We start from the raw sequence: 22,602 nt of genomic DNA, 5'->3' as shown, positions 1-22,602 counted from the left end.
AATACAGTCTATAATTAGACAATTTTGAAAAGGGGGATTTTTTATGTTGGGAAAATGTAAGGGGTTACATTCTATTATCTCTATTTTACTGGTTTTACTTTTATTGGCGGCTTGTGGCCAAGATGCTAGTGGTGGAAATGAGAGTGGCGATAAGTCTGACAAGGGGGGGAAGTCCGATGCAAAGCTCAAGATTGGTCTTTCTGTTTCAGATTTAACGTTAGAACGTTGGCAACATGACCGGGATTTCTTTGTTGAAAAAGCTGAAGAACTTGGCGCAGAAGTAATCGTTCAATCTGCAAATGGTGATGAGGAAAAACAATTGTCACAAATTCAAAATATGTTATCGCAAGAAATTGATGTATTAGTCATTATCGCGATTAACTCGGATGCTTTATCACCCGTTGTTGATAAAGCAAAAAATGAAGGGATTCCTGTATTAGCTTATGATCGTCTCGTAAATGGTTCAGATGTTGATGCTTATGTGTCATTTGATAACGTACGAGTAGGTGAAATGCAAGCTGAATACCTAGTTGAAAAAGTGCCAGAAGGAAAATACTTCCTAATGGGCGGGTCGCCAACGGATAATAATGCCAAAATGTTCAGAGAAGGACAAATGAATATTATTCAGCCACTCGTTGATAGTGGAAACATTGAAATAATCGGCGATCAATGGGCCAAGGGCTGGGATGCAAGTGAAGCACTAAAAATAATGGAAAACGCTTTAACAGCGAACAAAAATGATATCGATGCCATTGTTGCTTCCAATGATAATACAGCCGGTGGTGCAATTCAGGCGTTAGATGCTCAAGAATTGGCTGGCAAGGTAGTTATCTCAGGGCAAGATGCAGATTTAGCTGGTGTATAACGTATTGCAGAAGGAATTCAAACAATGACAGTTTATAAACCTATCAAAGCGATTGCAATCAAATCTGCAGAAGTAGCGGTACAACTGGCGAAAGGAGAGGAAATCCCGTCAGACTCCACTGTAAATAACGGCAAAATTGATGTGCCCTTTATTAAACTTGATCCAATCAAAGTGGGTAAGGAAAATATCATTGATACAGTGATCAAGGATGGTTTCCATACGTATGACGAAGTTTATAAAAACGTTCCAGAAAGCGATCGTCCAGCACGTCCATAAGTTAACTTTTATAAAAGTGGGGGATGAGTCCCCCTTTAAATTTACCTATATTAAGAGGTGATAAGCTGTAATGGGAAATTATGCGCTTCAAATGAAGGCAATTACAAAAGAGTTTCCAGGTGTTCGTGCTCTAGATAATGTTACTTTTTCTGTGCGTAAAGGAGAAATTCATGCTTTATGCGGTGAAAATGGTGCGGGGAAATCGACCTTAATGAAAATATTAAGCGGAGTTTATCCACAAGGAACATATGACGGTGAAATCCTAATCAATGGTGAAAATGTGCAGTTCAAGTCGATTAAAGAATCTCAAAACGCAGGTGTTGCAATAATTTATCAAGAGCTTGCACTTGTAGAAGAAATGACAGTCGCAGAAAACTTGTTTTTAAGTCATGACTTAATGAGAGCGAAAATTATTGACTGGAATAAAATTTATGCGGAGGCCCAAAAGTGGTTAGATCATATAGGGTTGGATATCGATCCTCAAACAAAAGTAAGAGAATTAACAGTTGGAAAACAACAGCTTATTGAAATTGCGAAGGCATTGACTCGAAAAACGGATATTCTCATATTAGATGAGCCAACAGCCGCATTAACGGAAAGTGACGTCGACATTTTAATGAATCTATTAAATGACCTTCGTAAAAAAGGAGTCACTTGCATTTATATTTCCCATAAACTTGGTGAAGTGATGGCGTTAGCGGATTCTGTCACGATCATAAGAGATGGGCAATCTGTTAGTACAGATTCAATTGAAGCACTATCAGAGGAAAAAATTATTACGAAGATGGTAGGACGCGAATTAACTGAGCTTTTCCCATATGAAATTCGTGCTATAAGCCATGAAAATATAGTCGATGTGAAAAACTACTCTGTTACTAATAGTGTGGGGAAAAAAGTGATTGACAATGTTTCATTTACCCTTAAAAAAGGTGAAATCCTTGGATTTTCGGGATTAATGGGTGCTGGCAGGACAGAACTATTTATCAGCTTGTTTGGAGGTTTAAAAGGCAATCAAACGGGCACTGTCTTGATTGATGGGAAAGAAACGAATATAAAAAGTCCAGCGGATGCTATTAAAGACGGGCTTGCATATGTTTCTGAAGATAGAAAGCGTTATGGATTAGTTTTAGGAATGGATATTACTAAAAATACTACGCTTGCCGCATTGAATAAAATGATGAAAATTAAGGTAATTGATAACGCTTTAGAAGTAAAGAGTGCTGGGGATATTACATATAAAATGAATCTGAAAGCCCCAAATTTAGAAGCGTTAGTTGGTCAACTAAGCGGTGGAAATCAGCAAAAGGTTGTACTTAGCAAATGGTTATTAACTAATCCCAAAGTTTTGATTCTAGATGAACCGACTAGAGGAATTGATGTTGGAGCAAAGTATGAAATTTATAAAATAATAAATGAGTTGGCCAATCAAGGAGTTGGAATCGTGATTATTTCATCTGAGTTGCCTGAAGTGCTAGGTATGTCAGATAGAATTATTGTGATGGCAGAAGGAGAAATTACAGGGGAGTTCTTAAGAGAGGAAGCAACCCAAGAGAAAATTATGACGTGTGCAACGGGAGGGAAGATATCGTGAACACTCAACCAACAGCTGATACAGATACTCACGAAAAAAGAGGTTTAAGTTTTAAGTTGGATATGCAGGCGTACACGCTTATTATTGCATTGGTGTTAATTGCTGCTATATTCGGATTTTTCACTGGTGGTGAATTTTTATCTTCACGTAATATGTCCAATTTATTCTCCCAAATGTCTGTAGTAGCTGTTTTAGCAATTGGTATGACATTGATCATAGTAGCGGGACATATTGATTTATCTGTCGGTTCATTAGTAGGTTTAACTGGTGGAGTTGCTGCGATTTTACATGTTTGGTATGACTGGAATACATTTGCTGTTGTCGTTGCCGCGATTGTAGTTGGTGCAATTTTTGGCGCATGGCAGGGGTGGTGGGTTGCGTACAGAGCAGTTCCAGCATTTATCGTCACGCTAGGTGGAATGCTTATTTTCCGTGGCATCCTTATTGGATTAAGTAAAGGGCAAACGATAGCCCCGATGAGTAATGGTTTTAAGGAGATTAGTAATAGTTATTTTCCATTTGGTTTAGGCTATCTATTAGCATTAGTTAGTATTGGAATACTGATATTTTGGACGGTACGAAATCGATCTAAAAGAAAAGATATGGGCTTATTACTTCCAACACAGCTAATTGACTATGGGAAAATTGGAGTCTATTCGTTTTTCATTTTACTAGCTACGTATATGTTAAATCGCTACCATGGGATTCCAACGCCGATATTAATTGTGGTTCTATTAGCGGCCATCTTTATCTTTATTTCTAATAAAACTTCGTTTGGCAGATACGTTTATGCAATTGGTGGAAACGCAGAAGCAGCGGCCCTTTCAGGCATAAACATTAAGCGTAATACATTATGGGTTTTTATATCAATGGGCGCTCTTGCGGGAGTTGCGGGTGTGATTTTAACAAGTCGATTAAATGCAGCTACTGTTAATGCGGGTAATATGTATGAGCTTGATGCAATCGCGGCTTGTGTTATTGGTGGAACGAGTTTAATGGGCGGAAAAGGGAAGGTAGTTGGTGCCCTTATCGGTGCACTAATTATGGCAAGTATCGATAATGGGATGAGTATGTTGAATATTGAAACGTTCTGGCAATACATCGTTAAGGGCTTAATTTTGATTGTTGCAGTCTGGATTGATATTGCTAGTAAAAAGTAAACAAGTATCATAGCGGTATAGTTTTGAAAATATAAAGTTTGTGGAGGAATTTATCATGACTTATTTCGAAAACATTGATCAAATTAAATATGAGGGACATAAATCTACGAATCCACTTGCATTTAAATATTATAACCCAGAGGAAAAAGTAGCAGGCAAGTCTATGGAAGACACTTTGAGATTCGGCGTTGCCTATTGGCATACATTTACGATGGATGGATCAGATCCATTTGGCAGTGGAAATATGATTCGTTCTTGGGATAAATTTAAAGGGATGGATTTAGCAAAGGCACGTGTAGAAGCCGGATTTGAATTTTTTGAGAAATTAAATGTACCATTCTTCTGTTTCCATGACATCGATATAGCTCCAGAAGGAGAAAATCTTAGGGAAACATATAAAAATCTAGACGAAATTGTATTGATGATTAAAGAATATATGAGTACGAGTAATACTAAACTTTTATGGAATACAGCAAATATGTTCTCACATCCTCGTTTTGTTCATGGGGCTGCCACTTCCATCAATGCTGATGTATTTGCTTATTCGGCAGCAAAAGTGAAAAAAGGTTTGGAAATCGCCAAGGATTTAGGATCTGAAAACTATGTGTTCTGGGGGGGACGTGAAGGTTATGAAACCTTACTGAATACAGACATGAAGCTTGAACTTGATAATTTAGGGCGATTTTTCCACATGGCAGTCGATTATGCCAAGGAAATTGGATACAATGGTCAATTCTTAATTGAGCCAAAGCCGAAAGAGCCATCGAAGCATCAGTATGATTTTGACGTTGCAACAAGTTTAGCTTTTTTACAATCATACGATTTGCAAGATCATTTCAAATTTAATATTGAAGCAAACCATGCAACTTTAGCTGGACATACATTTGAACATGAACTTTGTGTGGCCCGTATTAATGGCATGTTAGGTTCAGTGGATGCAAACCAAGGAGATGGATTACTCGGTTGGGACACGGATGAGTTTCCAACGGACCTATACGCTACTACTTTAGCGATGTATGAAGTATTGAAAAATGGTGGACTAGGTCGGGGTGGATTAAACTTTGATGCTAAAGTTAGAAGAGGTTCATTTGAACAAGAGGACCTATTCCATGCGCATATTGCAGGTATGGACAGCTTTGCAATAGGACTAAAAGTTGCTCAAAAGTTAATTGACGATAAAGTGCTGGAAGAGTTTATTGAAAAGCGGTATGACAGCTATAACCATGGAATTGGAAAGGAAATCATAGAGGGAAACACCGATTTCCGTAAATTAGAAGATTACGCGTTGCAACTAGGAGACATTCAAAATACTTCTGGGAGAACGGAACGTCTAAGGGCTACAATAAACCAATATTTATTATCCGTGAGTTCAGAGTAATAGTTATATTAAATTGGGACGTAGTAGAATCAGCATAAATGGCTGCTATATATGTTGGTTTAAAGAATCCCATTGAATCCGCTGTGGCGCTCACTAATGAGAGAGTTGTAATTCGGGGAGTGGATTGTAGAACGCTTGGTGCTTTGGGGATGCCTTTCGCCTTAAGCCTGGGCTAGGGTGTTCATTATCAAGAAAAATGTGATTTTGAGATGTAGATGGCGAGAGTATAAGGTAATTACTAGTTGATACTATAAAAAATTCCATTGAACCGCTGCGGCGCTAGGGGATGCCTCCCGCCATAAGCCGAGCAGCTTCGCCGCTAGACTTATGGCTTCGGCTACCCCTGTAAGGCGCCTTCGCTCAGTTTATACACCGGATTCAGTATTTCAACATATATAATTATACTCAAGGAAGACGCACTCCGGGTTGCAGATTTCATTACAGATAACGATATGCGCTTTCTCAAATAGCCCATCCAGCGAAGGCGCGACTTCGTGGTAGCCGGAGCGATAAGACTGAAAGTGCTCTCCTTTCTGGCTTATCGCGGGAGGCATCCACAAAGCGCCGAAGCGATATTAGCAGGATATTTAATTCATTACTCCTGTATTGGGACATTCGTTGATCACATTCAATCGATTTATGGTACTCCAGGTTGTAGGTCCCACCCCCGAAAACGAAATGCGCTTTCACATAGCCCATCCAGCGAAGGCGCGACTTCGTGGTAGCCGGAGCTATAAGACTGAAAGTGCTCTCCTTTCCGGCTTATCGCGGGAGGCATCCACAAAGCGCCGAAGCGATATTAGCAGGATATTTAATTCATTACTCCTGTATTGGGACATTCGTTGATCACATTCAATCGATTTATGCCACTCCAGGTTGTAGGTCCCACCCCTGAAAACGAAATGCGCTTTCACATAGACTATCCAGCGAAGGCGGGTCTCCGTGGTAGCCGGAGCGATAAGAGCAAGGAGGGATGCAATTCAATCCCTCCCAAGTGCTCTCCTTTCCGGCTTAACGCGGGAGGCATCCACAAAGCGTCGAAGCGATAATAGCAGGAATTCTGATTCTATCCATTGTAAAGCGCCTATGCCGTATTCATTTGTTCAATATATCGCATGTCCTTACTTTATCAAAAGGAATGAGGGTGAAAAATGAAATATGTGATTGGAATTGATTTGGGCACAAGCGCAGTAAAGGTTCTACTTACGAATCAGAAGGGGGAAGTATGTAAGGAAATCTCGAAACCGTATCCACTCATTCAGTTGAAATCAGGATATAGTGAACAAGATCCGGAAGAGTGGGTGAAAAAAACAACAGAAGCTCTTTCAGAACTTGTGCAACAATTCGAAGGAAATCCGAAAGAAATAGAAGGAATCAGCTTTTCCGGTCAAATGCATGGACTTGTATTAGTAGGTCAAGATAACGAGTTATTGCGTCATGCTATTCTTTGGAATGACACGCGAACAACGAAACAATGTCAAGAGATCTATGACATTGTGAGCAAAGAAAAGTTACTTGAAATCACTAAAAATCCTGCTTTGGAAGGCTTTACTTTACCGAAACTCTTATGGGTAAAAGAACATGAGCGTAACATTTTTGAAAAGATCGCTTACTTTATGCTACCTAAAGATTATTTGCGTTATCGTTTGACGGGAAAAATACATAGTGATTACTCCGATGCAGCAGGAACATTATTAGTAGATGTGAGTAAAAAAATGTGGAGTAATGAAATGTGTGAACTGTTTGCTATTGATAAATCAATTTGTCCCCCACTTGTAGAGTCACATGAATATATTGGAACAATTACGCCTGAATTTGCAAATGAAACAGGGCTATTTGAGTTAACAAAAGTGTTTGCAGGCGGTGCAGATAATGCTTGTGGAGCCATTGGTTCGGGGATTTTATCAGAAGGAAAGACGTTATGTAGTATTGGAACATCTGGTGTAATTCTTTCCTATGAGGAATCTAAAAACCGTAACTTTGATGGGAAAGTTCACTATTTTAATCATGGAAAAGAAGATGCCTACTACACAATGGGGGTCACTTTAGCTGCTGGGCATAGTCTTGAATGGTTCAAGCGTGTTTTTGCTGAAAATGAGGACTTCGACGAATTACTAGATAGTGTTGATCGTATACCGATTGGAGCAAACGGACTGATTTTCACACCTTATTTAGTAGGAGAACGGACCCCGCATGCTGATTCTTCTATCCGTGCTAGTTTTATTGGGATGGACTCTGCTCATACAAAAAAGGATTTTGTTCGGGCAATCCTTGAAGGGATAACGTTTTCATTAAATGAATCTATTCATATCTTTAGAGAAAATGGAAAGGAAATAGATACAATTGTCCCCATCGGAGGCGGTTCGAAAAATGAAACATGGTTACAGATGCAAGCTGATATTTTCGATTCGAAAATTGTGAAGTTATCAAGTGAGCAAGGTCCCGGTATGGGTGCTGTGATGCTTGCAGCGTATGGATGTGGTTGGTTTGAATCTTTAAACCAATGTGCAGATGTGTTTATCGAACCGATTAAAATATATCAACCAGTAAAAGAAAATGTAGAAAAGTATAAAGCGCTATTTACAATTTACAGACAAGTTTATTCACAAACAAAGATACTGAATGAGGAGTTAAAGTCATTTAGGAAATAAAAATAAAGGAGAATGCTACGATGGATAAAATTCGTTGGGGAGTTTTAAGCACAGCAAATATTGCACAAACACAGGTGATCCCGGCTATATTTCGAGCGGAAAATGCAGAAGTAGTTGCAATTTCAAGTCGGGGAAGTAAAGTACATGCAATTGCATCTGCATTAAATATACCTAAAGCATACGAAAGTTATGAAGAACTTCTGGATGATCCCGAAATAGATGCAGTATATATCCCTCTTCCTAATCACTTACATAAGGAGTGGGTGGATAAAGCAGCCAAGCAAGGCAAACACATACTTTGCGAGAAGCCAGCAGCTCTAACAGCTATTGAGGCTACCGAAATGGTAGAAGGTTGTCGTATGCAAAATGTGAAGTTCATGGAAGGGTTCATGTACCAGTTACATCCACAACATGAGCGGGTGAAAGAAATTATAGCTTCCGGAGAAATCGGTGATCTTAAATTAATAAAATCAAGCCACTCTTTTAATTTAGAAAACCGTGGTAATGATATTCGAATGGACAAGGATATGGGCGGGGGTAGCCTATACGATGTTGGTTGTTATTCTATCCAAGTAATTCGTCATCTGTCGGGTGCAGAGCCGGTGGAGGTACACGCCATTGCAGAAATTGAGCCTGAATCAGGGATTGATATTAGTACCTATGGGTATTTAAAGCTGGATAGTGGTTTGACTGCTATTTTTGATTGTAGCTTCGATATGACCGAAAGAAATGAATATGAGATTGTGGGAACAAAAGGCACGATCAAAGTTCCTCTGGCTTTTCGCCCAGATACGAATGACGGTATAGGTTCTATCCTTGTTCAAGGGAACGGAACTATCCGTGAAGAAAAAGTATATGGTGATATCTATCGATTGGAAATTGAACACTTTTCTGCAGCTATTTTAACTAATACGGATCCTGCAATTTCAGGACAATCAACGATCAATAATATGCGTGTTATAGATGCTTGTTATCAATCCATTCAATCAGGGAAGATTGTGGAAGTGAAGGTACATTTATAATAATAACTTCACATTAAACGCTGTGCGCTAACCAATCATGATTAGGTTATCGCACAGGTGATTTTAACTTAGCTTTTCTCAGCAACCGCATTTTTACTTTTCTTCGTAATTGAAATCGCCAGCAAAATCATTGCAATTAGACTAATAATCGCAAATGTAGTAGCAGCTAAGAAAGCATAGTTAATACCATGTAGTAATCCATCCGATGAAATAATCCCCAACTGTTCGGATGACGAATTTGATCCTGCTGTATTTTCAACTTCTTTCGCTACAAATAAATTCGTTTGGGTCGTCATAATAGTTGTCATAACGGCTGTACCAATTGCGCCTGCTATGGCCTGGAGCGTATTTTGCATAGCTGTGCCATCACCGTGTAATTTACTTGGCAATGAATTTAATCCGGCAGTCGTAAGTGGCATCGTTAAGAAAGTGAGCCCAATTGACCGAACGAGATAAATAAAGGCAAGTAAGATGATTCCTGTTGTATAAGTCAAATTAGTATAAGCTGCGGTCGTTCCGACAAGTACAATAGTGCCGAAAATACCTAACCACTTGATGCCATATCGATCATACATTTTTCCTGCAATCGGTGACATAATAGCCATGGCAATGCTTCCTGGTAAAAGAAATAAACCTGATTCTAATGCAGACATGCCACGATTACTTTGTAAATAAATTGGGATTAAAATCATTGCTGCATATGTAACCCCATTTACGAAGAAGCTAATAATGATAGAAAATGTAAATTCAACTGATTTAAATATTTTTAAATCAATGAGCGGTTCTTCTGTATTCAGTTGTCGTATGATAAATAATATAAGTGAAATAACCCCGATCGTTAGAGGGATTATAACAGTCATACTTCCCCAACCTGCTTTTCCTGCAATACCAAACCCGTATAAAACACCTCCGAAGCCGAACGTTGAAGTAATAACGCCTAAGATATCTAGTTTGGCAGATCGTGGCTCTGAGACGTTTTTCAGAACAAAAAAAGCTGCGATTAATGCCGATAGTGAAAATGGTAAAATGGCGAAAAAGATAAAGCGCCATGATAAAGTCGTAATTAAAAGCCCTGAGAGCGTGGGACCTACTGCTGGCGCAAACATAATAGCAACCCCAACAATCCCCATTGCTGCGCCGCGCTTCTCCATTGGGAATAATCGGAACACAACACTAATTAATAAGGGCATAATAATACCTGCACCAATCGCTTGCACTACGCGTCCTGTTAAAAGAAGCGCAAAACTTGGTGCAACTCCGCAAATGATTGTACCGATGGAAAAAACAGCCATTGAGGTGAAAAAGAGCTGACGTGTTGAAAAACGGGCCATTAAAAATGCCGTAATCGGAATGAAAATCCCATTCACCAACATATACAATGTTATCAACCATTGCGCCGTTGCCGTTGATACTTTAAATTCTTCCGTTAATGTTGGTAATGCTACGTTTAATACTGTTTGATTTAAAATAGCAGCGATGGCCCCGATTAAAAGTACAGTTAAAATCGGGCCAGTTTTAAACGTATTTGTTTCTTGACTTTTCAATTAAACGAACTCCCTTTTCAAATGACTAACATTTGTTTAGTAGGCTAAGTAATTAGCTAAAATAATTATATATGTAAATTGACATCGATTTGTCGCAGGAGGCGTTTCAGTGTTACCCGGTCCTCTACGCTTATGTCAGTTAACATTTTTTCTTGATGATTTCGCCAGATTTCTGCGATTGGATATTCAAGTGCGCTTCCTTTCTCCGTTAAAAAAACCCTTGTTACTCGTGCATCCAACGAATCTTTCTTTCTTGTCACAAGTCCATATTCTTCTAGCTTTTTTACCATATTCGTTAAGGTCGGCGGTTCACAGCCCATAAGATCACATAACTCGGTTTGGGATGAACCGTCTTTCTGCCATAATTGCCAAAGTAGATAATCTTGCCCAACATGGATTTTAATCTCTCTTAACGACTCCGCGTAATCCTTTCTCATTTTCGCAGCATTTTTCGCAAACAATATCCGAATATCCTCTTCAATCATAATATCAATCCTTTGCAAATTGATTAGCTTGCTAACCTTACCTTATATTAAGTAGCCTTGTCAAAGAAAACTCGTTCGCTTTTTATTGGGGACTGTTTTTTCTACGACTTCAATTGTGCGACAGCTGGAACATAAACGCCTGTTCAGAGCGTTAAATAAAAGGAAGGTAGAGGAAGTAGCCGAAGAATGATAGTCAGTTTGGGCATGAGGGGCTTACATTTGACGTATGAAAAATAGAGAAATAGCCCATGCTAAATAATAGAGAAGGATACGTTTCACCAAATTTAATAATTTACACTAGTTATATGTTTTTGTTTCCCAAAAGAGAAAGTGAGGGCACTGATGAAAAATATTGATACTTGAAAGGTAATATGTAACTTGCAGCAGTAAACGAGGGAGGGCAGATATGCGATTTTTTAAAAAGAAAACTACAAACAAATCAAATGCCACTAACCCTTCACAAAATCAAGCGGTGGATCCTAATCAAAAAGATGCCCTGAAAATTAATCTTCAAGAAAATATACAAACTCTAAAAGGCGCTCTAGGGGAAAGTGCGGATGTTGTATTTCGTGAAATTCAAATTGGAAAAGAAGGAATCATTAAAGCGGGAATAATATACACGGATGGATTAACTGATACAACTGCGTTACAAGACTTCATATTAGAAACACTTATGTTAGATATCAATAGTTATAATTTGGAGAAAAAAGTAGCTCCCGGGAAAAATCTCATTACCGTATTAAAAGAGTTTGCCATGGCGGTAGGGGAAATTAAAGAGGTAACTACTTTTGATGTACTTTTCACCAGCTTGTTATCGGGGGATACAATACTGCTAGTTGATGGTTATGCACAAGCTTTAGCCATTTCTAATAAGCAATGGGTTGAGCGTGGGGTAACGGAACCGATGGCCCAGACGGTAGTGAGAGGGCCCCGTGAAGGATTCTCCGAAAATTTACGTGTAAACACAGCCTTGGTTCGGCGGAAACTGAAAGATCCCAATCTTTGGGTGGAATCGAAAACTATAGGAACGCGAACGAAAACGAATGTTGCAATGATGTACATCAACGGTGTTGTAGATGACAAAATAGTGAAGGAAGTCCATTTGCGTTTAAACCGAATAGACATTGATGGAATTCTTGAAAGTGGAAATATTGAGGAATTGATTGAGGATGCGGCGTATTCACCTTTTCCCACCGTTTTCAATACGGAACGTCCCGATGTAGTGGCTGCTGCGCTATTAGAAGGACGTATAGCCATTTTGGTGGATGGGACGCCATTTGTGTTAATTGTCCCGGCATTATTTGTTCAATTTTTTCAGTCCGCTGAAGATTACTATCAGCGTGCAGATATTGCGAGTTTTATTCGTCTACTTCGTTTTGTTTCTTTCGGTATTGCTTTACTCGCGCCATCGTTTTTTATTGCAATCACAACTTTTCATCAAGCAATGCTACCACCCGCACTGCTCATTAATCTAACTGCACAACGAGAGGGTGTTCCATTTCCGGCATTTTTTGAAGCGATGTTAATGGAATTCACTTTTGAAATTTTACGCGAGGCAGGTGTAAGAATGCCGCGCTCTATTGGATCCGCTATGTCCATTGTAGGTGCATTTGTAATTGGGACGGCAGCTGTTGAAGCAGGTGTAATCTCTGCGGCAATGGTAATCGTGGTTTCGATAACCGCCATTGCGAGCTTTGTTTCACCCACTTACGACATAGCCATCGCTGTTAGGTTACTACGTTTTGGATTTATGGGGATAGCTGCTATGTTCGGTTTATTTGGAATTACGGTAGGCTTAATTGCTCTTATACTGCATTTATGCAGTATACGCTCCTTTGGCATCCCCTATATGTCTCCAATTGCTCCATTTAATATTTCTGACCAAGAGGATACATTTATTCGTTTGCCTAGATGGAAAATGATTACTCGACCTCGCCTGATCAATCAACAAAATAAAGTTAGACAACAAAATTCAACCGCTGCAAAACCAATGCCGCCAAAAAATGGGGTGTAAGAAGGGGTTTAAACGATGAAAAGAAGTATATTTATTCTCGTGATTCTCAGCCTTTTCCTTACTGGATGTTGGGACAAAAGGGAATTAAATGAGCTAGCCATTACGGTGGCAATGGGAATCGATAAAGTAGAAGACGGGTTTCGGGTAACAGCTCAAGTTGTTGTACCTTCTGAAGTGTCTACGCAAGCTGGTTCAGGGCGCTCAACGATAACCCTTTTTCAAGAGGATGGAGAAACCGTATATGAGGCTCTACGGAAAATGACAATGGAAGCACCCAGAAAAATATATCCTGGACATCTACGAGTGCTCGTGATTGGCGAGGAGTTAGCCCAAGAAGGTATAGGAGAATCCTTGGATTTACTGTCAAGAGACTGGGAATTTCGATCGGATTTTTATGTCAGTGTTGCAAGGGATAGGACTGCAGCAGAAATATTGAATGTCACAACAACTATAGAAAACATACCGGCCAATGAAATGTTTAACACGCTTAAAACGTCTGAAAATAGCTGGTCTGTATCAAAAAGTATTACATTAGATAAGCTGATTGGAGATCTTATAAGTAAAGGAAAGGACCCTGTTATAACGGGGATTTATGTAACTGGAAACAAGGATTTGGGTTCAAGTAAACTGAATGTGGAATCAATTACTCCTGCTGCCAAAATCCGTTATGATTATTTAGCTGTGTTTAAAAAAGATAAACTAGTGGGATGGTTAACTGAACGTGAAAGTATTGGGTTTAACTATATTACCAACTCTGTAAAAACAACAATAACATCTGTAGCTTGTCCCGATGAAGGGAAAGTTTCAATTGAAGTTATTCAGTTTAAATCTGTTATGAAAGGTACTACATACAAAGGCGAGCCTCAAGTGGATATCAATATTAAGGCAGAGGGGAATGTGGGGGCAGTAGAATGTCAAATCGATCTGACAGAATTAAAAACAATGGAAGCCTTAGAGAAAGTTTATGAGGAAGAAGTGGAAGAAATCATAAAACAAACTATTGAAACAATCCAAAAAAATTATAAAGCAGATATTTTTGGATTCGGAGAAGCCATTCATCGATCAAATCCCAAAGAGTGGAAAAGATTGAAGGAGCAGTGGGATGAAAAGTATAGTGAGTTGGCAGTGGACATCAAAGTTGATATGAAATTACGACGTACGGGTACAGTGAAAAATTCTTTTTTAGATAGTATACAGGATTAATTAAACATGTTAAATAGTATTGGAATCCTGTTGATAGCAGCTGTAATTTTACGGATTGAAGTTCCACTACTTTTACAAAAGAAGCATAAAAAAGAAATGGTTGTTTTTTTATTCCTGCTTTTTATTGGAGTAAGCTTAGCCATTCTCCAGGGATTTGGAAAACCAATTCCAAACCCAATGGAATTATTAACTTTCATTTTTAAACCAATAAATAATACACTATTTCGTTAGTTGAAATAGAGAAATAAGTGAGGTGAAAATATGAAATGATGCAAAATATTAAAATAAACTCAAATCAGTTTTTGGTACTAGTTGTCTTTTTTACGATTGGTACGAGCATCTTAGAAGTACCATCGTTTTTCGCGGACAACACGAAGCAAGATGCTTGGATAACTGCCATAATTGGTACGGGAATTGGGTTATTGGTCATATGGTTTTTCACCACGATAGCACTTTGGTTTCCTCAACTAACCTATGTTCAAATCAATGAAAAAGTATTTGGAAAATGGATAGGTAAAGCCGCTTCTCTTATATTTATAGTTTTGTCACTTCTTTATACTTCAAGTCTTTTATTTCAATCAGGGAATTTCTTAAATACTCATATGTTGCCAAATACGCCTATGGTAGCGCTTAATATTCTTATGGTGGGGATTTTGATAATGGGAGTCCGTCTTGGATTGGAAACCATCGCCCGATCTGCCGAAATCTTATTTGGCCTATTCTTTATCCTTTTATTTGTATTTGTAATATTAATCGCACCTGAAGTCCGATTTGAAAACTTGCAACCTGTGTTTGAAGCAGAACCAAAAAGTATTGTTCAATCCTCCTTATTTTTTGTCTTCACGTCTTCTGTAAATGCCATTGTTTTATTAATGATTTTTCCTTCATTTATTAACAACGTTAAACAGGTAAGAAAATATTTTCTAATTGGAAATCTAATTGGTGGAGTTGTCATCATTGGCATGACATTTTTGAGTGTTTCGGTATTAGGCGCTGATAAGACTGCGAGAGAGATTTATCCAGCCTATGAATTAGCTAAAAGAATAAGTATTGGAAATTTTGTACAGCGAATTGAAGCGTTAATGGCCCAACTTGGGATTATTTCGCTCTATATTAAAATGATTCTTTATTTTTACGCCACTGTTTTTGGAATCGCACAAGTTTTACATTTGAGAGATTACCGTTCCTTAACAACACCGTTAGGGATAATTATCGTGGTCCTGTCTCTCGTAATTTATCCCAATGTCGTCTATAAACAAAATATGTCTACAACAACGGAATATTCATTTTCATTGGTTGTCGGAATTTTGATCCCCGTATTGTTGGTTTTAGTTTATGGAATACGAAAGAAGCATTTGAAACAAGAACCTGAAAGTTGAAAATATCTAGATACATTTAACGAAAGTATCAAGTTTTGAGAGAAATGGCACTAGGTCTAGCTAGTGATAAGGATCAGTAATACTTCTGGTTTATTTGTACGGGGGAACCCTTATTTTCAGCATGTATTCTACAATGCGAAAATAGCTAATTTATTTATAGAGTTCCCAACTAATAATTAAGCCTGCCAGTAGCAAAGCTGTCACACAAGAAAGTATATAACTTGTTTTTTGCAATTTTGTATAAGTTGCTTTTTTCCACTGCACGACAACCATACCTACAAAAACTCCGACAAAAATTAGATATGCATAAAAAATCCAAAAATGGATCAAGAGAGAGGTATAAGCTCCATACGAATATGCCCTAACGGCGAGAATAGCGAAGTTAACTAATATAGCAACTCCCGCAAAGTTTAATAAAGCAATCCATTTTTTCACAGAAGTATATACAACTACTTTTTTTCGGTTTTTAATGATACTACTAACCATTGCCAATAAGGATGCGAGGATATATAACACAGAAATAACTGCGGCAATTAAACTACCCATAAAGAACAGTTTCGTTTTACCTGATACGGGTAATAGATCAGTAGTCATCATAGATACATTCTCTACTTTATCGGCATTCATTGTAAAATGAAGAAATAGGTTATATTCATTATTAGATTTGTATACATAAGGAGTAATTTGTTCAAAAGTCATCCCGAACAATGAAAATGAATGGCTATCTTCCACCCTTAAATTCCCCATCGTCAAGGCACCCATTAACTTTGTAAAACCTTTGTAAGCTTGCCTTGCTTGCATATAGTTTCCTTTAAGTTTATGGGAATCAGGCAGTATCACACCATCTTTTTTAGCCACATAGTCGCCATATACGAACACTGGTAATCCATAGCTCAGCCCTGATTCGGCAATTTGATTTGTTAAGATGATAACACCCAGTTGCTCTTCCTTGGAAAAAGTGAAATTGCTTGAAAAACTATCTGTATTACCTCCATGTTCCAACACGTCTACAGCATACAACCCATTCCAAAATCCATGTGCATTTCTAGGGAATCCATTGTGATAAAAATTACTTGTAGTCAGCATTATATTTAACGTATTATTACTATGAAACAAAGGGCTGCTTTTTCCATCTGCTGGCATCAATGCCATTATAAATTTAGCCGCATCTTCTGCAGTACCGATTGCACTACCGGCTGGATACAAACCAATGTAAATTCGTTCCTTTTTTGAGCGGTTAAATATACCCTTTTTATTCACTAAATAACCATGTATAGTTTCTCTTTTTTCTGCTACAACTTTATTATCTTGTTGTGAAGGATGGATTGCGGTGTCATTCATGTCGAGGGCGGTAAATATATGTTCATTGACATACTCATAAAACGGTTGACCTGTAACTCTTTCCACTATAAAACCCGCCAGTGCAACCCCGTAATTGGAATAGGCAACAATTTCTCCAGGCTTGTTCACCTGACTAGGTTCGAAAATATGCAGCACTTCCTCAAGAGGTTTTACATCAGCGGGTGATAGATAGAATAAATCGGTATACTTATCCTCCCATCCAGCGTCGTGGTGCATGAGATTTAGCATGGAAATCGGTGTATCATAGTGTAACTTTGTGAAAAAGTCTTTAGGCAAATACTTTTGAATATCTTCCTCTAAATCCAGTCTTCCTTGCTCTACAAGCTGCATTACACTTGTCCACACAAGGAGCTTTGTAGCTGAACCCCATTCAAAAACCGAATCTGGTGTAACTTCTACTTGTTTTTCCAAATCCGCATAGCCATAGGACTGGTTAATAATCAGTTCACCGTCCTTCACAACAACGATTGAGGCTCCAGCCGTTGATTTGCCGATATAATTAGCAACATAATCATCCACTTGTTGTCCTAGTTGTGAATAGGGAATCCCAGATGGTGTGTTTTCCTGACTATCCGCTGCTAAAGAGGTCAAAGGGAAATAATGAAAAATTACTACCAATATACTAATTATTATTGCTCTTCTCATATCTATCTCCTCTGCAAATTGGATTTTTATGTGTTATACAAATGAATTATTTACTTTCCAAAAGAAGTGGCAAACACTATTAAGTAAGAGCGTTTGTTCTGGGTTGATTTCAATTCCTAATTATACGTTTTAAATGCTCATTAACTTTCACGTACTATGAAAGTGAGAAGACTTTAGTAGTGATGCTCTCTTAAGTTGGTTGAAGTTCTTGTCTAAAACTGAAGTTTTTTCATCATTTCATTTACACATAAATCCACTAGCTTGTGGAAGGCTATCCTTATGTGGAGGTGTGTAAATGGGGAAGAAAACATCTGGTGGCAAAGATGAAACAGCCAATCTTGCTTGGTGGCAATTATCCCTTATTGGTGTCGGATGCATTATTGGAACAGGTTTTTTCTTAGCGTCAAGTATTGCAATTAAAATGACAGGTCCGTCGGTCATCCTAGCCTTTATAATGGCTGCAAGTGCAACATATATAGTGTTTGAAGCCTTAGCCAAAATGTCTGCAAAGGATCCGCAAAAGGGATCTTTTCGAACGTATGCCAAAAAAGCATATGGACGTTGGGCTGGTTTTAGCAGTGGGTGGGTCTATTGGTGTTCGGAAATATTGATCATTGGCAGTCAGCTTACCGCAATCTCACTATTGTCACGATTTTGGTTTCCTGATATTAAATTGTGGATATTTGCATCGATCTATGCAGTTTGCGGCCTCATTGTTCTTTTTATTGGGGCAAAAGCGTTTGGGAAATTAGAGAGCATTTATGCCGTTATGAAAATTGCTGCTATTTTTATGTTTATAGTGATTGCCATTTTAGCACTGACCGGGACAATTGAGGGAAGTCCAAAGGCTGGTATCCCTCAATCTGTAAATGAATTTTTTCCTAACGGTGTAATTGGTTTCTGGAGTGCACTTTTGTTCGCCTTTTATGCGCATGGCGGAATTGAAGTGATGGGCGTAATGGCGATCCATTTGAAAAATAAAGAAGACGCTCCAAAGTCCGGAAAAGTCATGTTAGGGTTGCTTGGAGTCATTTATGTTACCGCACTTTCGTTAGCGCTATTACTGATGCCTTATGATAAGTTCAGGGAAAACAAAAGCCCGTTTGTTGAGGCTTTATCAGGTGTTAGTAATATTGAATTTTTCCCACATGTGTTTACTGCTGCAATTATTATTGCCGGGTTTTCAACGATGTCTGCATCCCTGTTCTCGGTTACCACGATACTTCTGACAATATCTGAAGATGGAGATGCTCCTAAAATATTCAGTAAACAAACGAAAAAGAAATTTAAAATGCCATTGCCTGCGATTGCTTTAACTTCAACTGGGCTAGTTCTTTCCATCGTGACCTCTTTATTATTGCCTGATAAAGTGTACGAATATATAACCACAGCCGCAGCACTAATGCTTCTTTATAATTGGCTGTTCATTTTAATCATGTATCACAAATTAATCGAGCCGACTACTGCGGATAAAGTGAAAAGGGTGATTGGAATGATTCTAGTCATAGCGGCCGTGAGTGGAACTCTTTTCCATCAAACAAGCCGGCCTGGCTTTTTTATCAGTTTACTGTTCCTCACAGTCATTGGAATAGTTGTCTTATTATTACGTAAAAAGTGGAAGAAAGATGAGGCTCAAAATAGTGCGTGATAGGCTTGAATCCCAAAATATATTCCGAAACCAATCATGGATAGGGAAGATAGTATAGAGATAACCTTCAGGAGCTTCGTGGATAATAATCTACGGGCTCCACTTGATATTGTGGCCATTATTGTATCCCATAAAATGATTCCAACGACGATGGCTAGGCTATTCATAATGAGTTGATTGCCAGTAAAGGTTTTGGCTGTTTCCGCAAGAACTGAACCATAGATGCCCAGCCAAAAAAGTATCGTTAGGGGATTTAATAGAGACATGAAAAAACCAGTTAATACTGAACGCCTAAGACGATTTTTTTCACCTGATTTCAAATTTAATTCAATTTTATGTAGTGATAGTAAACTTTCTATGCCTGTATATGTAAGGACAAAACAACCAAATGACCAAAGTATTATTTTTACAAGAGGTGAGTCAATAATTTGACCGACCCCGTAATAAACCATTCCCATATACAAGATGTCGGCTGTTAAGGCACCTAAACCAAAAATCCAAGCATGAAAAAATCCGTTTTTAATTCCTGTGTCTAGCTGCGCAGCGTTAACAGGGCCGATTGGCGCAGCTAAAGAAACGCCTAAAAAGATATAGGCGGCTAGTGAATTCATGGGATAGTCCTCCTTTAAAATGATGTCTATGCATCTTATTCGAAGGGAGTGACCTGTACAACCATCTAAATGAAAAATTCTAGAGAAAAAAGGACTTAGCAACAACCGCTAGGTCCTCTTTTTTACACCACTTTATTCGTTTTTTCAATTTCCTCGACTTTGATGAACTTAAAGACAATGAACACCAGAATAATCCCCAATACACCCGCTGTAATATAGCTGAGGTTAAGAAAGTTTTTCATAGCGAGTGACATAATAGGTGGGCCTGCTGCAACGCCAATAAACCTTGCCGAGCTATAAAAAGAAGAAACAGTTCCTCTTAGTTCTTTTTTTATATTTTCAGTTATAATAGCGTCCAGTGCAGGTAATAATGCGCCAATGGCAATACCCACTAGGCTTGTGACTACTAACAGAAGGACCAGTTTATCGCGCGTAAATCCTACGAAAATGACGCTGGCAGACATTACGATCAAGCATGTAATCATGACTTTTTTAATCGTCTTTACATTTCCTTTGATTTTTCGACCGGAGATAAACGATGCAATACAAAGTAAAAGAAGGGGAATAGCTAAAACAAAACCTTTCTTAATGCCCTTTATATCATGAACTTTTTCAAGGTTTTCTGATAAGAAAAATAACATACTGAATAATATCAGCATTACAAGGACCCCATTTAGGAATACGGTATACAACCATTTTCCTTCTGCCTTGAATACTTTTTTTGTGTTACTTAAAAATTGCTTGAACTTTATTGGTTCATCTTTTTCTTTGGGGACTTTAACAAAGAAAAAAATAAGTGCAATAGAGATTAAACTAAGCGCAGAAATGGAGAAGAACGGCAGAAACCATAAAATAGCGGCAAATACTGAACCCAGGATGGGACTTAATACTTTTCCAAAAGTGTTCGATGTTTCAATAATACCTAAACAAGAACTCATTTTTTCATCATCATCCTGATAGAGGTCACCCACGAGCGGCAAAATGATAGGCATGGCTCCGGCTGCCCCTACGCCCTGCAGGATTCTGCCAATGATAATCATGGTGTAAGGATCCTCCATTTTCCATGAAGCAAACCCAGCAATCAAACCCCCAATTAAAGCGAAGACTAAACTCGGTAGTATCACCATTTTCCTGCCGAAGCGGTCTGATAAATAGCCCGCTACTGGTATAAGAAAAATAGCGGCGACTGAATAGCTTGTAATGATCATACTCGACTGAAATGAAGTGATTCCAACCTTTTTTTCCAGTATCGGAAGCACTGGAATTAGCATGGAATTTCCTAGCGTCATGATGAGAGGAATTGATGCCATACTTACAACGCACCATACACTTACTTTATTTTCACTTTTTCCCATTACCACACCTCAGCTAATTCTATTTTGAGTAGTAAAGGTATGGTTTCCTTCTATGATTATTTTATGCGTGGGAAGTTTATTATAAGCGTTTTATGAAACGGTACTATGTAAAATTAGGAAGTCTTCCGTATGGACCATTTGGAGTAATTCATTAAAATAAAGCTTGAAAAGCCTGAAAGCCAAAGTAGATTCCGAACCCAATCATAGATATGGATGAGATAATAGAGACGATTTTCAAAAGCTTAGTGGATAATAATCTACGAGCTCCGCTGGAAAGAAAGGCCATTATAAAATCCACTAACATAATGCCAATCAATATCGCAATACTATTTAAAATGATTTGATAGCCTGTAGCGACGCCAGCGGTTTTCGCGAGGATGGAACCATATATCCCTAGCCAAAAAAGGATGGTAAGTGGATTAAACAATGACATGAAGAAACCAGATAAGATTGACTTTCTAAGTCGGACTCTTTTAGCGAATTTCAAGTTGATATCAATTTTATGTAGAGAAAGTAAATTTTCTATACCTGTGTACATAAGAACAAAACAGCCGAATGACCAAAGGATTGTTTTCAGTAAAGGGGAATCAATAAATTGTCCAATCCCAAAATAAACCATGAACATATACATGATGTCAGTTGCTAAAGAACCAAGACTAAAAAACCAAGCATGAAAAAATCCATTTTTAATGCCCGTGTTTAATAGAACTGTCTTAACGGGACCAATTGGAGTAGCTAATGATACACCTAAAAAGATATAGATAAATATTGAATTCATAGTTATAGCCCTCCAGTAAAATAGTGTCATTGTATTTTATTCAAAGGCAATGACTTCTACGACTATTTCATGGAGATTAAGAGGGAGCAAAGTTAAAAGTGAATTATATGAGTCAATTTCACAATAGAACTTATAAACAAATAACACGAACAATGTTGATCTCCGCTTCAGGTGGACGCTTTCCGCGGGCACGGCTTCAGCCTCCTCGTCGTTTCACTCCTGCGGGGTCTTCAGCTCGCGCTGTTCCCGCTGGAGTCGCCACCTTACGCTACAATCAACGAGAGTAGTCTGACATATTATCGAACAATGAAATGATAATAGATCCAAATCGTTCGTCTTTACTTATGGAATAAACAATTATGAAATTGACTCATATATGTTGAATTAAAGAATCCCAATGAATCTGCTTTGGCGCTAACTCAATAATGAGAGAATTGTAATTGGGGGGCGGATTGTAGATCGCTTGGCGCTTTGGGGACCTCTTTGCCGCGCCTGCGCTAGGGTGTTCATTATCGAGAGAAATGTAATTTTGAGATGTATATGCCGAGATTATAATGTGATTACTAGTTGATACTATATAAATTGAAATAAAGAACTCCATTGAACCGCTATGGCGCTAGGGGATGCCTCCCGCC

At 38.4% G+C, this 22,602-nt stretch carries 16 protein-coding genes and 1 pseudogene; 11 read left to right on the top strand and 6 right to left on the bottom strand.

All coding sequences use genetic code 11. The features are described 5' to 3' along the window. Nucleotides 1-43: 43 nt before the first annotated feature. The 6 genes and pseudogenes from xylF (at nt 44) to MKZ11_RS20700 (ending at nt 8,943) form a co-directional block, all read left to right on the top strand. A pseudogene (gene xylF / locus MKZ11_RS20725) lies at nt 44-1,141 on the top strand (D-xylose ABC transporter substrate-binding protein). A gap of 70 nt (nt 1,142-1,211) precedes the next feature. Continuing rightward, nucleotides 1,212-2,732, top strand: coding sequence for a xylose ABC transporter ATP-binding protein (locus MKZ11_RS20720; protein ID WP_340796245.1), 1,521 nt, complete (start codon nt 1,212-1,214; stop codon nt 2,730-2,732). A gap of 62 nt (nt 2,733-2,794) precedes the next feature. Next, nucleotides 2,795-3,892 (top strand): sugar ABC transporter permease, encoded by a 1,098-nt coding sequence (locus MKZ11_RS20715; RefSeq protein WP_340797071.1) that lies wholly within the window; start codon nt 2,795-2,797, stop codon nt 3,890-3,892. A 55-nt stretch (nt 3,893-3,947) separates the two neighbouring features. Further along, nucleotides 3,948-5,270: a xylose isomerase gene (gene xylA, locus MKZ11_RS20710; protein WP_340796244.1), complete on the top strand. Its 1,323-nt coding sequence runs from the start codon at nt 3,948-3,950 to the stop codon at nt 5,268-5,270. A 1,151-nt stretch (nt 5,271-6,421) separates the two neighbouring features. After that, a complete protein-coding gene (gene xylB, locus MKZ11_RS20705) occupies nt 6,422-7,921 on the top strand; it encodes a xylulokinase (RefSeq protein ID WP_340796243.1) in 1,500 nt (499 codons plus the stop codon). Between the two features lie 20 nt (nt 7,922-7,941). Next, nucleotides 7,942-8,943 carry a Gfo/Idh/MocA family protein gene (locus MKZ11_RS20700; RefSeq protein ID WP_340796242.1) on the top strand — a complete coding sequence of 334 codons (1,002 nt, stop codon included), beginning with the start codon at nt 7,942-7,944 and terminating at the stop codon, nt 8,941-8,943. Between the two features lie 68 nt (nt 8,944-9,011). Here the strand turns inward: MKZ11_RS20700 and MKZ11_RS20695 are convergent, their stop codons facing one another. Beyond that, complete coding sequence (locus MKZ11_RS20695; protein ID WP_340796241.1) at nt 9,012-10,487, bottom strand: DHA2 family efflux MFS transporter permease subunit; 1,476 nt, start codon at nt 10,485-10,487, stop codon at nt 9,012-9,014. A 65-nt stretch (nt 10,488-10,552) separates the two neighbouring features. Then, a complete protein-coding gene (locus MKZ11_RS20690; RefSeq protein ID WP_340796240.1) occupies nt 10,553-10,990 on the bottom strand; it encodes a MarR family winged helix-turn-helix transcriptional regulator in 438 nt (145 codons plus the stop codon). A 388-nt stretch (nt 10,991-11,378) separates the two neighbouring features. Here MKZ11_RS20690 and MKZ11_RS20685 point away from each other — a divergent pair, with 388 nt between their 5' ends. From MKZ11_RS20685 to MKZ11_RS20670, 4 genes are read left to right on the top strand one after another with little or no spacing between them, the layout of a single operon-like run. Then, nucleotides 11,379-12,986, top strand: a complete 1,608-nt coding sequence (locus MKZ11_RS20685) for a spore germination protein (RefSeq protein WP_340796239.1) — start codon at nt 11,379-11,381, stop codon at nt 12,984-12,986. 15 nt (nt 12,987-13,001) lie between these two features. Continuing rightward, nucleotides 13,002-14,189 (top strand): Ger(x)C family spore germination protein, encoded by a 1,188-nt coding sequence (locus tag MKZ11_RS20680; protein ID WP_340796238.1) that lies wholly within the window; start codon nt 13,002-13,004, stop codon nt 14,187-14,189. Between the two features lie 6 nt (nt 14,190-14,195). Then, nucleotides 14,196-14,420 carry a hypothetical protein gene (locus tag MKZ11_RS20675; protein WP_340796237.1) on the top strand — a complete coding sequence of 75 codons (225 nt, stop codon included), beginning with the start codon at nt 14,196-14,198 and terminating at the stop codon, nt 14,418-14,420. 35 nt (nt 14,421-14,455) lie between these two features. After that, the gene (locus MKZ11_RS20670) at nt 14,456-15,568 is read left to right on the top strand and encodes a GerAB/ArcD/ProY family transporter (protein ID WP_340796236.1); all 1,113 of its coding nucleotides are present in this window, start codon (nt 14,456-14,458) and stop codon (nt 15,566-15,568) included. A 150-nt stretch (nt 15,569-15,718) separates the two neighbouring features. Here the strand turns inward: MKZ11_RS20670 and MKZ11_RS20665 are convergent, their stop codons facing one another. Further along, entirely contained in the window at nt 15,719-17,575 is a 1,857-nt protein-coding gene (locus MKZ11_RS20665; RefSeq protein ID WP_340796235.1) for a serine hydrolase domain-containing protein, read from the bottom strand. A 295-nt stretch (nt 17,576-17,870) separates the two neighbouring features. On the opposite strand from MKZ11_RS20665, the gene MKZ11_RS20660 reads away from it, so the two are divergent. Beyond that, nucleotides 17,871-19,223, top strand: coding sequence for an amino acid permease (locus tag MKZ11_RS20660; RefSeq protein WP_340796234.1), 1,353 nt, complete (start codon nt 17,871-17,873; stop codon nt 19,221-19,223). Here MKZ11_RS20660 and MKZ11_RS20655 read toward each other — a convergent pair. The 3 genes from MKZ11_RS20655 to MKZ11_RS20645 form a co-directional block, all read right to left on the bottom strand. Continuing rightward, the gene (locus MKZ11_RS20655; RefSeq protein ID WP_340796233.1) at nt 19,208-19,834 is read right to left on the bottom strand and encodes a LysE family transporter; all 627 of its coding nucleotides are present in this window, start codon (nt 19,832-19,834) and stop codon (nt 19,208-19,210) included. The two genes, MKZ11_RS20660 and MKZ11_RS20655, sit on opposite strands and share 16 nt — an antisense overlap. Nucleotides 19,835-19,956: 122 nt before the next feature. Next, nucleotides 19,957-21,189: an MFS transporter gene (locus tag MKZ11_RS20650; protein ID WP_340796232.1), complete on the bottom strand. Its 1,233-nt coding sequence runs from the start codon at nt 21,187-21,189 to the stop codon at nt 19,957-19,959. A 151-nt stretch (nt 21,190-21,340) separates the two neighbouring features. After that, the gene (locus MKZ11_RS20645) at nt 21,341-21,967 is read right to left on the bottom strand and encodes a LysE family transporter (RefSeq protein WP_340796231.1); all 627 of its coding nucleotides are present in this window, start codon (nt 21,965-21,967) and stop codon (nt 21,341-21,343) included. Nucleotides 21,968-22,602: the final 635 nt, after the last annotated feature.

It is taken from the genome of Sporosarcina sp. FSL K6-1508 (assembly GCF_038007465.1).
Classification (GTDB): Bacteria; Bacillota; Bacilli; order Bacillales_A; family Planococcaceae; genus Sporosarcina; species Sporosarcina psychrophila_B.
The sequence above is the reverse complement of the archived record's forward strand: the minus strand, read 5'-3'. Positions and strand labels throughout refer to the sequence as shown.

Bases quoted from the DNA above. Each gene is read 5' to 3' on its own strand.
- MKZ11_RS20670 (WP_340796236.1), top strand. From the start codon at position 14,456: ATGATGCAAAATATTAAAATAAACTCAAATCAGTTTTTGGTACTAGTT.
- MKZ11_RS20665 (WP_340796235.1), bottom strand. From the start codon at position 17,575: ATGAGAAGAGCAATAATAATTAGTATATTGGTAGTAATTTTTCATTAT.
- MKZ11_RS20700 (WP_340796242.1), top strand. From the start codon at position 7,942: ATGGATAAAATTCGTTGGGGAGTTTTAAGCACAGCAAATATTGCACAA.
- MKZ11_RS20645 (WP_340796231.1), bottom strand. From the start codon at position 21,967: ATGAATTCAATATTTATCTATATCTTTTTAGGTGTATCATTAGCTACT.
- xylB (WP_340796243.1), top strand. From the start codon at position 6,422: ATGAAATATGTGATTGGAATTGATTTGGGCACAAGCGCAGTAAAGGTT.
- MKZ11_RS20650 (WP_340796232.1), bottom strand. From the start codon at position 21,189: ATGGGAAAAAGTGAAAATAAAGTAAGTGTATGGTGCGTTGTAAGTATG.
- MKZ11_RS20715 (WP_340797071.1), top strand. From the start codon at position 2,795: ATGCAGGCGTACACGCTTATTATTGCATTGGTGTTAATTGCTGCTATA.
- MKZ11_RS20680 (WP_340796238.1), top strand. From the start codon at position 13,002: ATGAAAAGAAGTATATTTATTCTCGTGATTCTCAGCCTTTTCCTTACT.
- MKZ11_RS20720 (WP_340796245.1), top strand. From the start codon at position 1,212: ATGGGAAATTATGCGCTTCAAATGAAGGCAATTACAAAAGAGTTTCCA.
- MKZ11_RS20655 (WP_340796233.1), bottom strand. From the start codon at position 19,834: ATGAATTCACTAGCCGCCTATATCTTTTTAGGCGTTTCTTTAGCTGCG.
- MKZ11_RS20675 (WP_340796237.1), top strand. From the start codon at position 14,196: ATGTTAAATAGTATTGGAATCCTGTTGATAGCAGCTGTAATTTTACGG.
- MKZ11_RS20660 (WP_340796234.1), top strand. From the start codon at position 17,871: ATGGGGAAGAAAACATCTGGTGGCAAAGATGAAACAGCCAATCTTGCT.
- MKZ11_RS20685 (WP_340796239.1), top strand. From the start codon at position 11,379: ATGCGATTTTTTAAAAAGAAAACTACAAACAAATCAAATGCCACTAAC.
- xylA (WP_340796244.1), top strand. From the start codon at position 3,948: ATGACTTATTTCGAAAACATTGATCAAATTAAATATGAGGGACATAAA.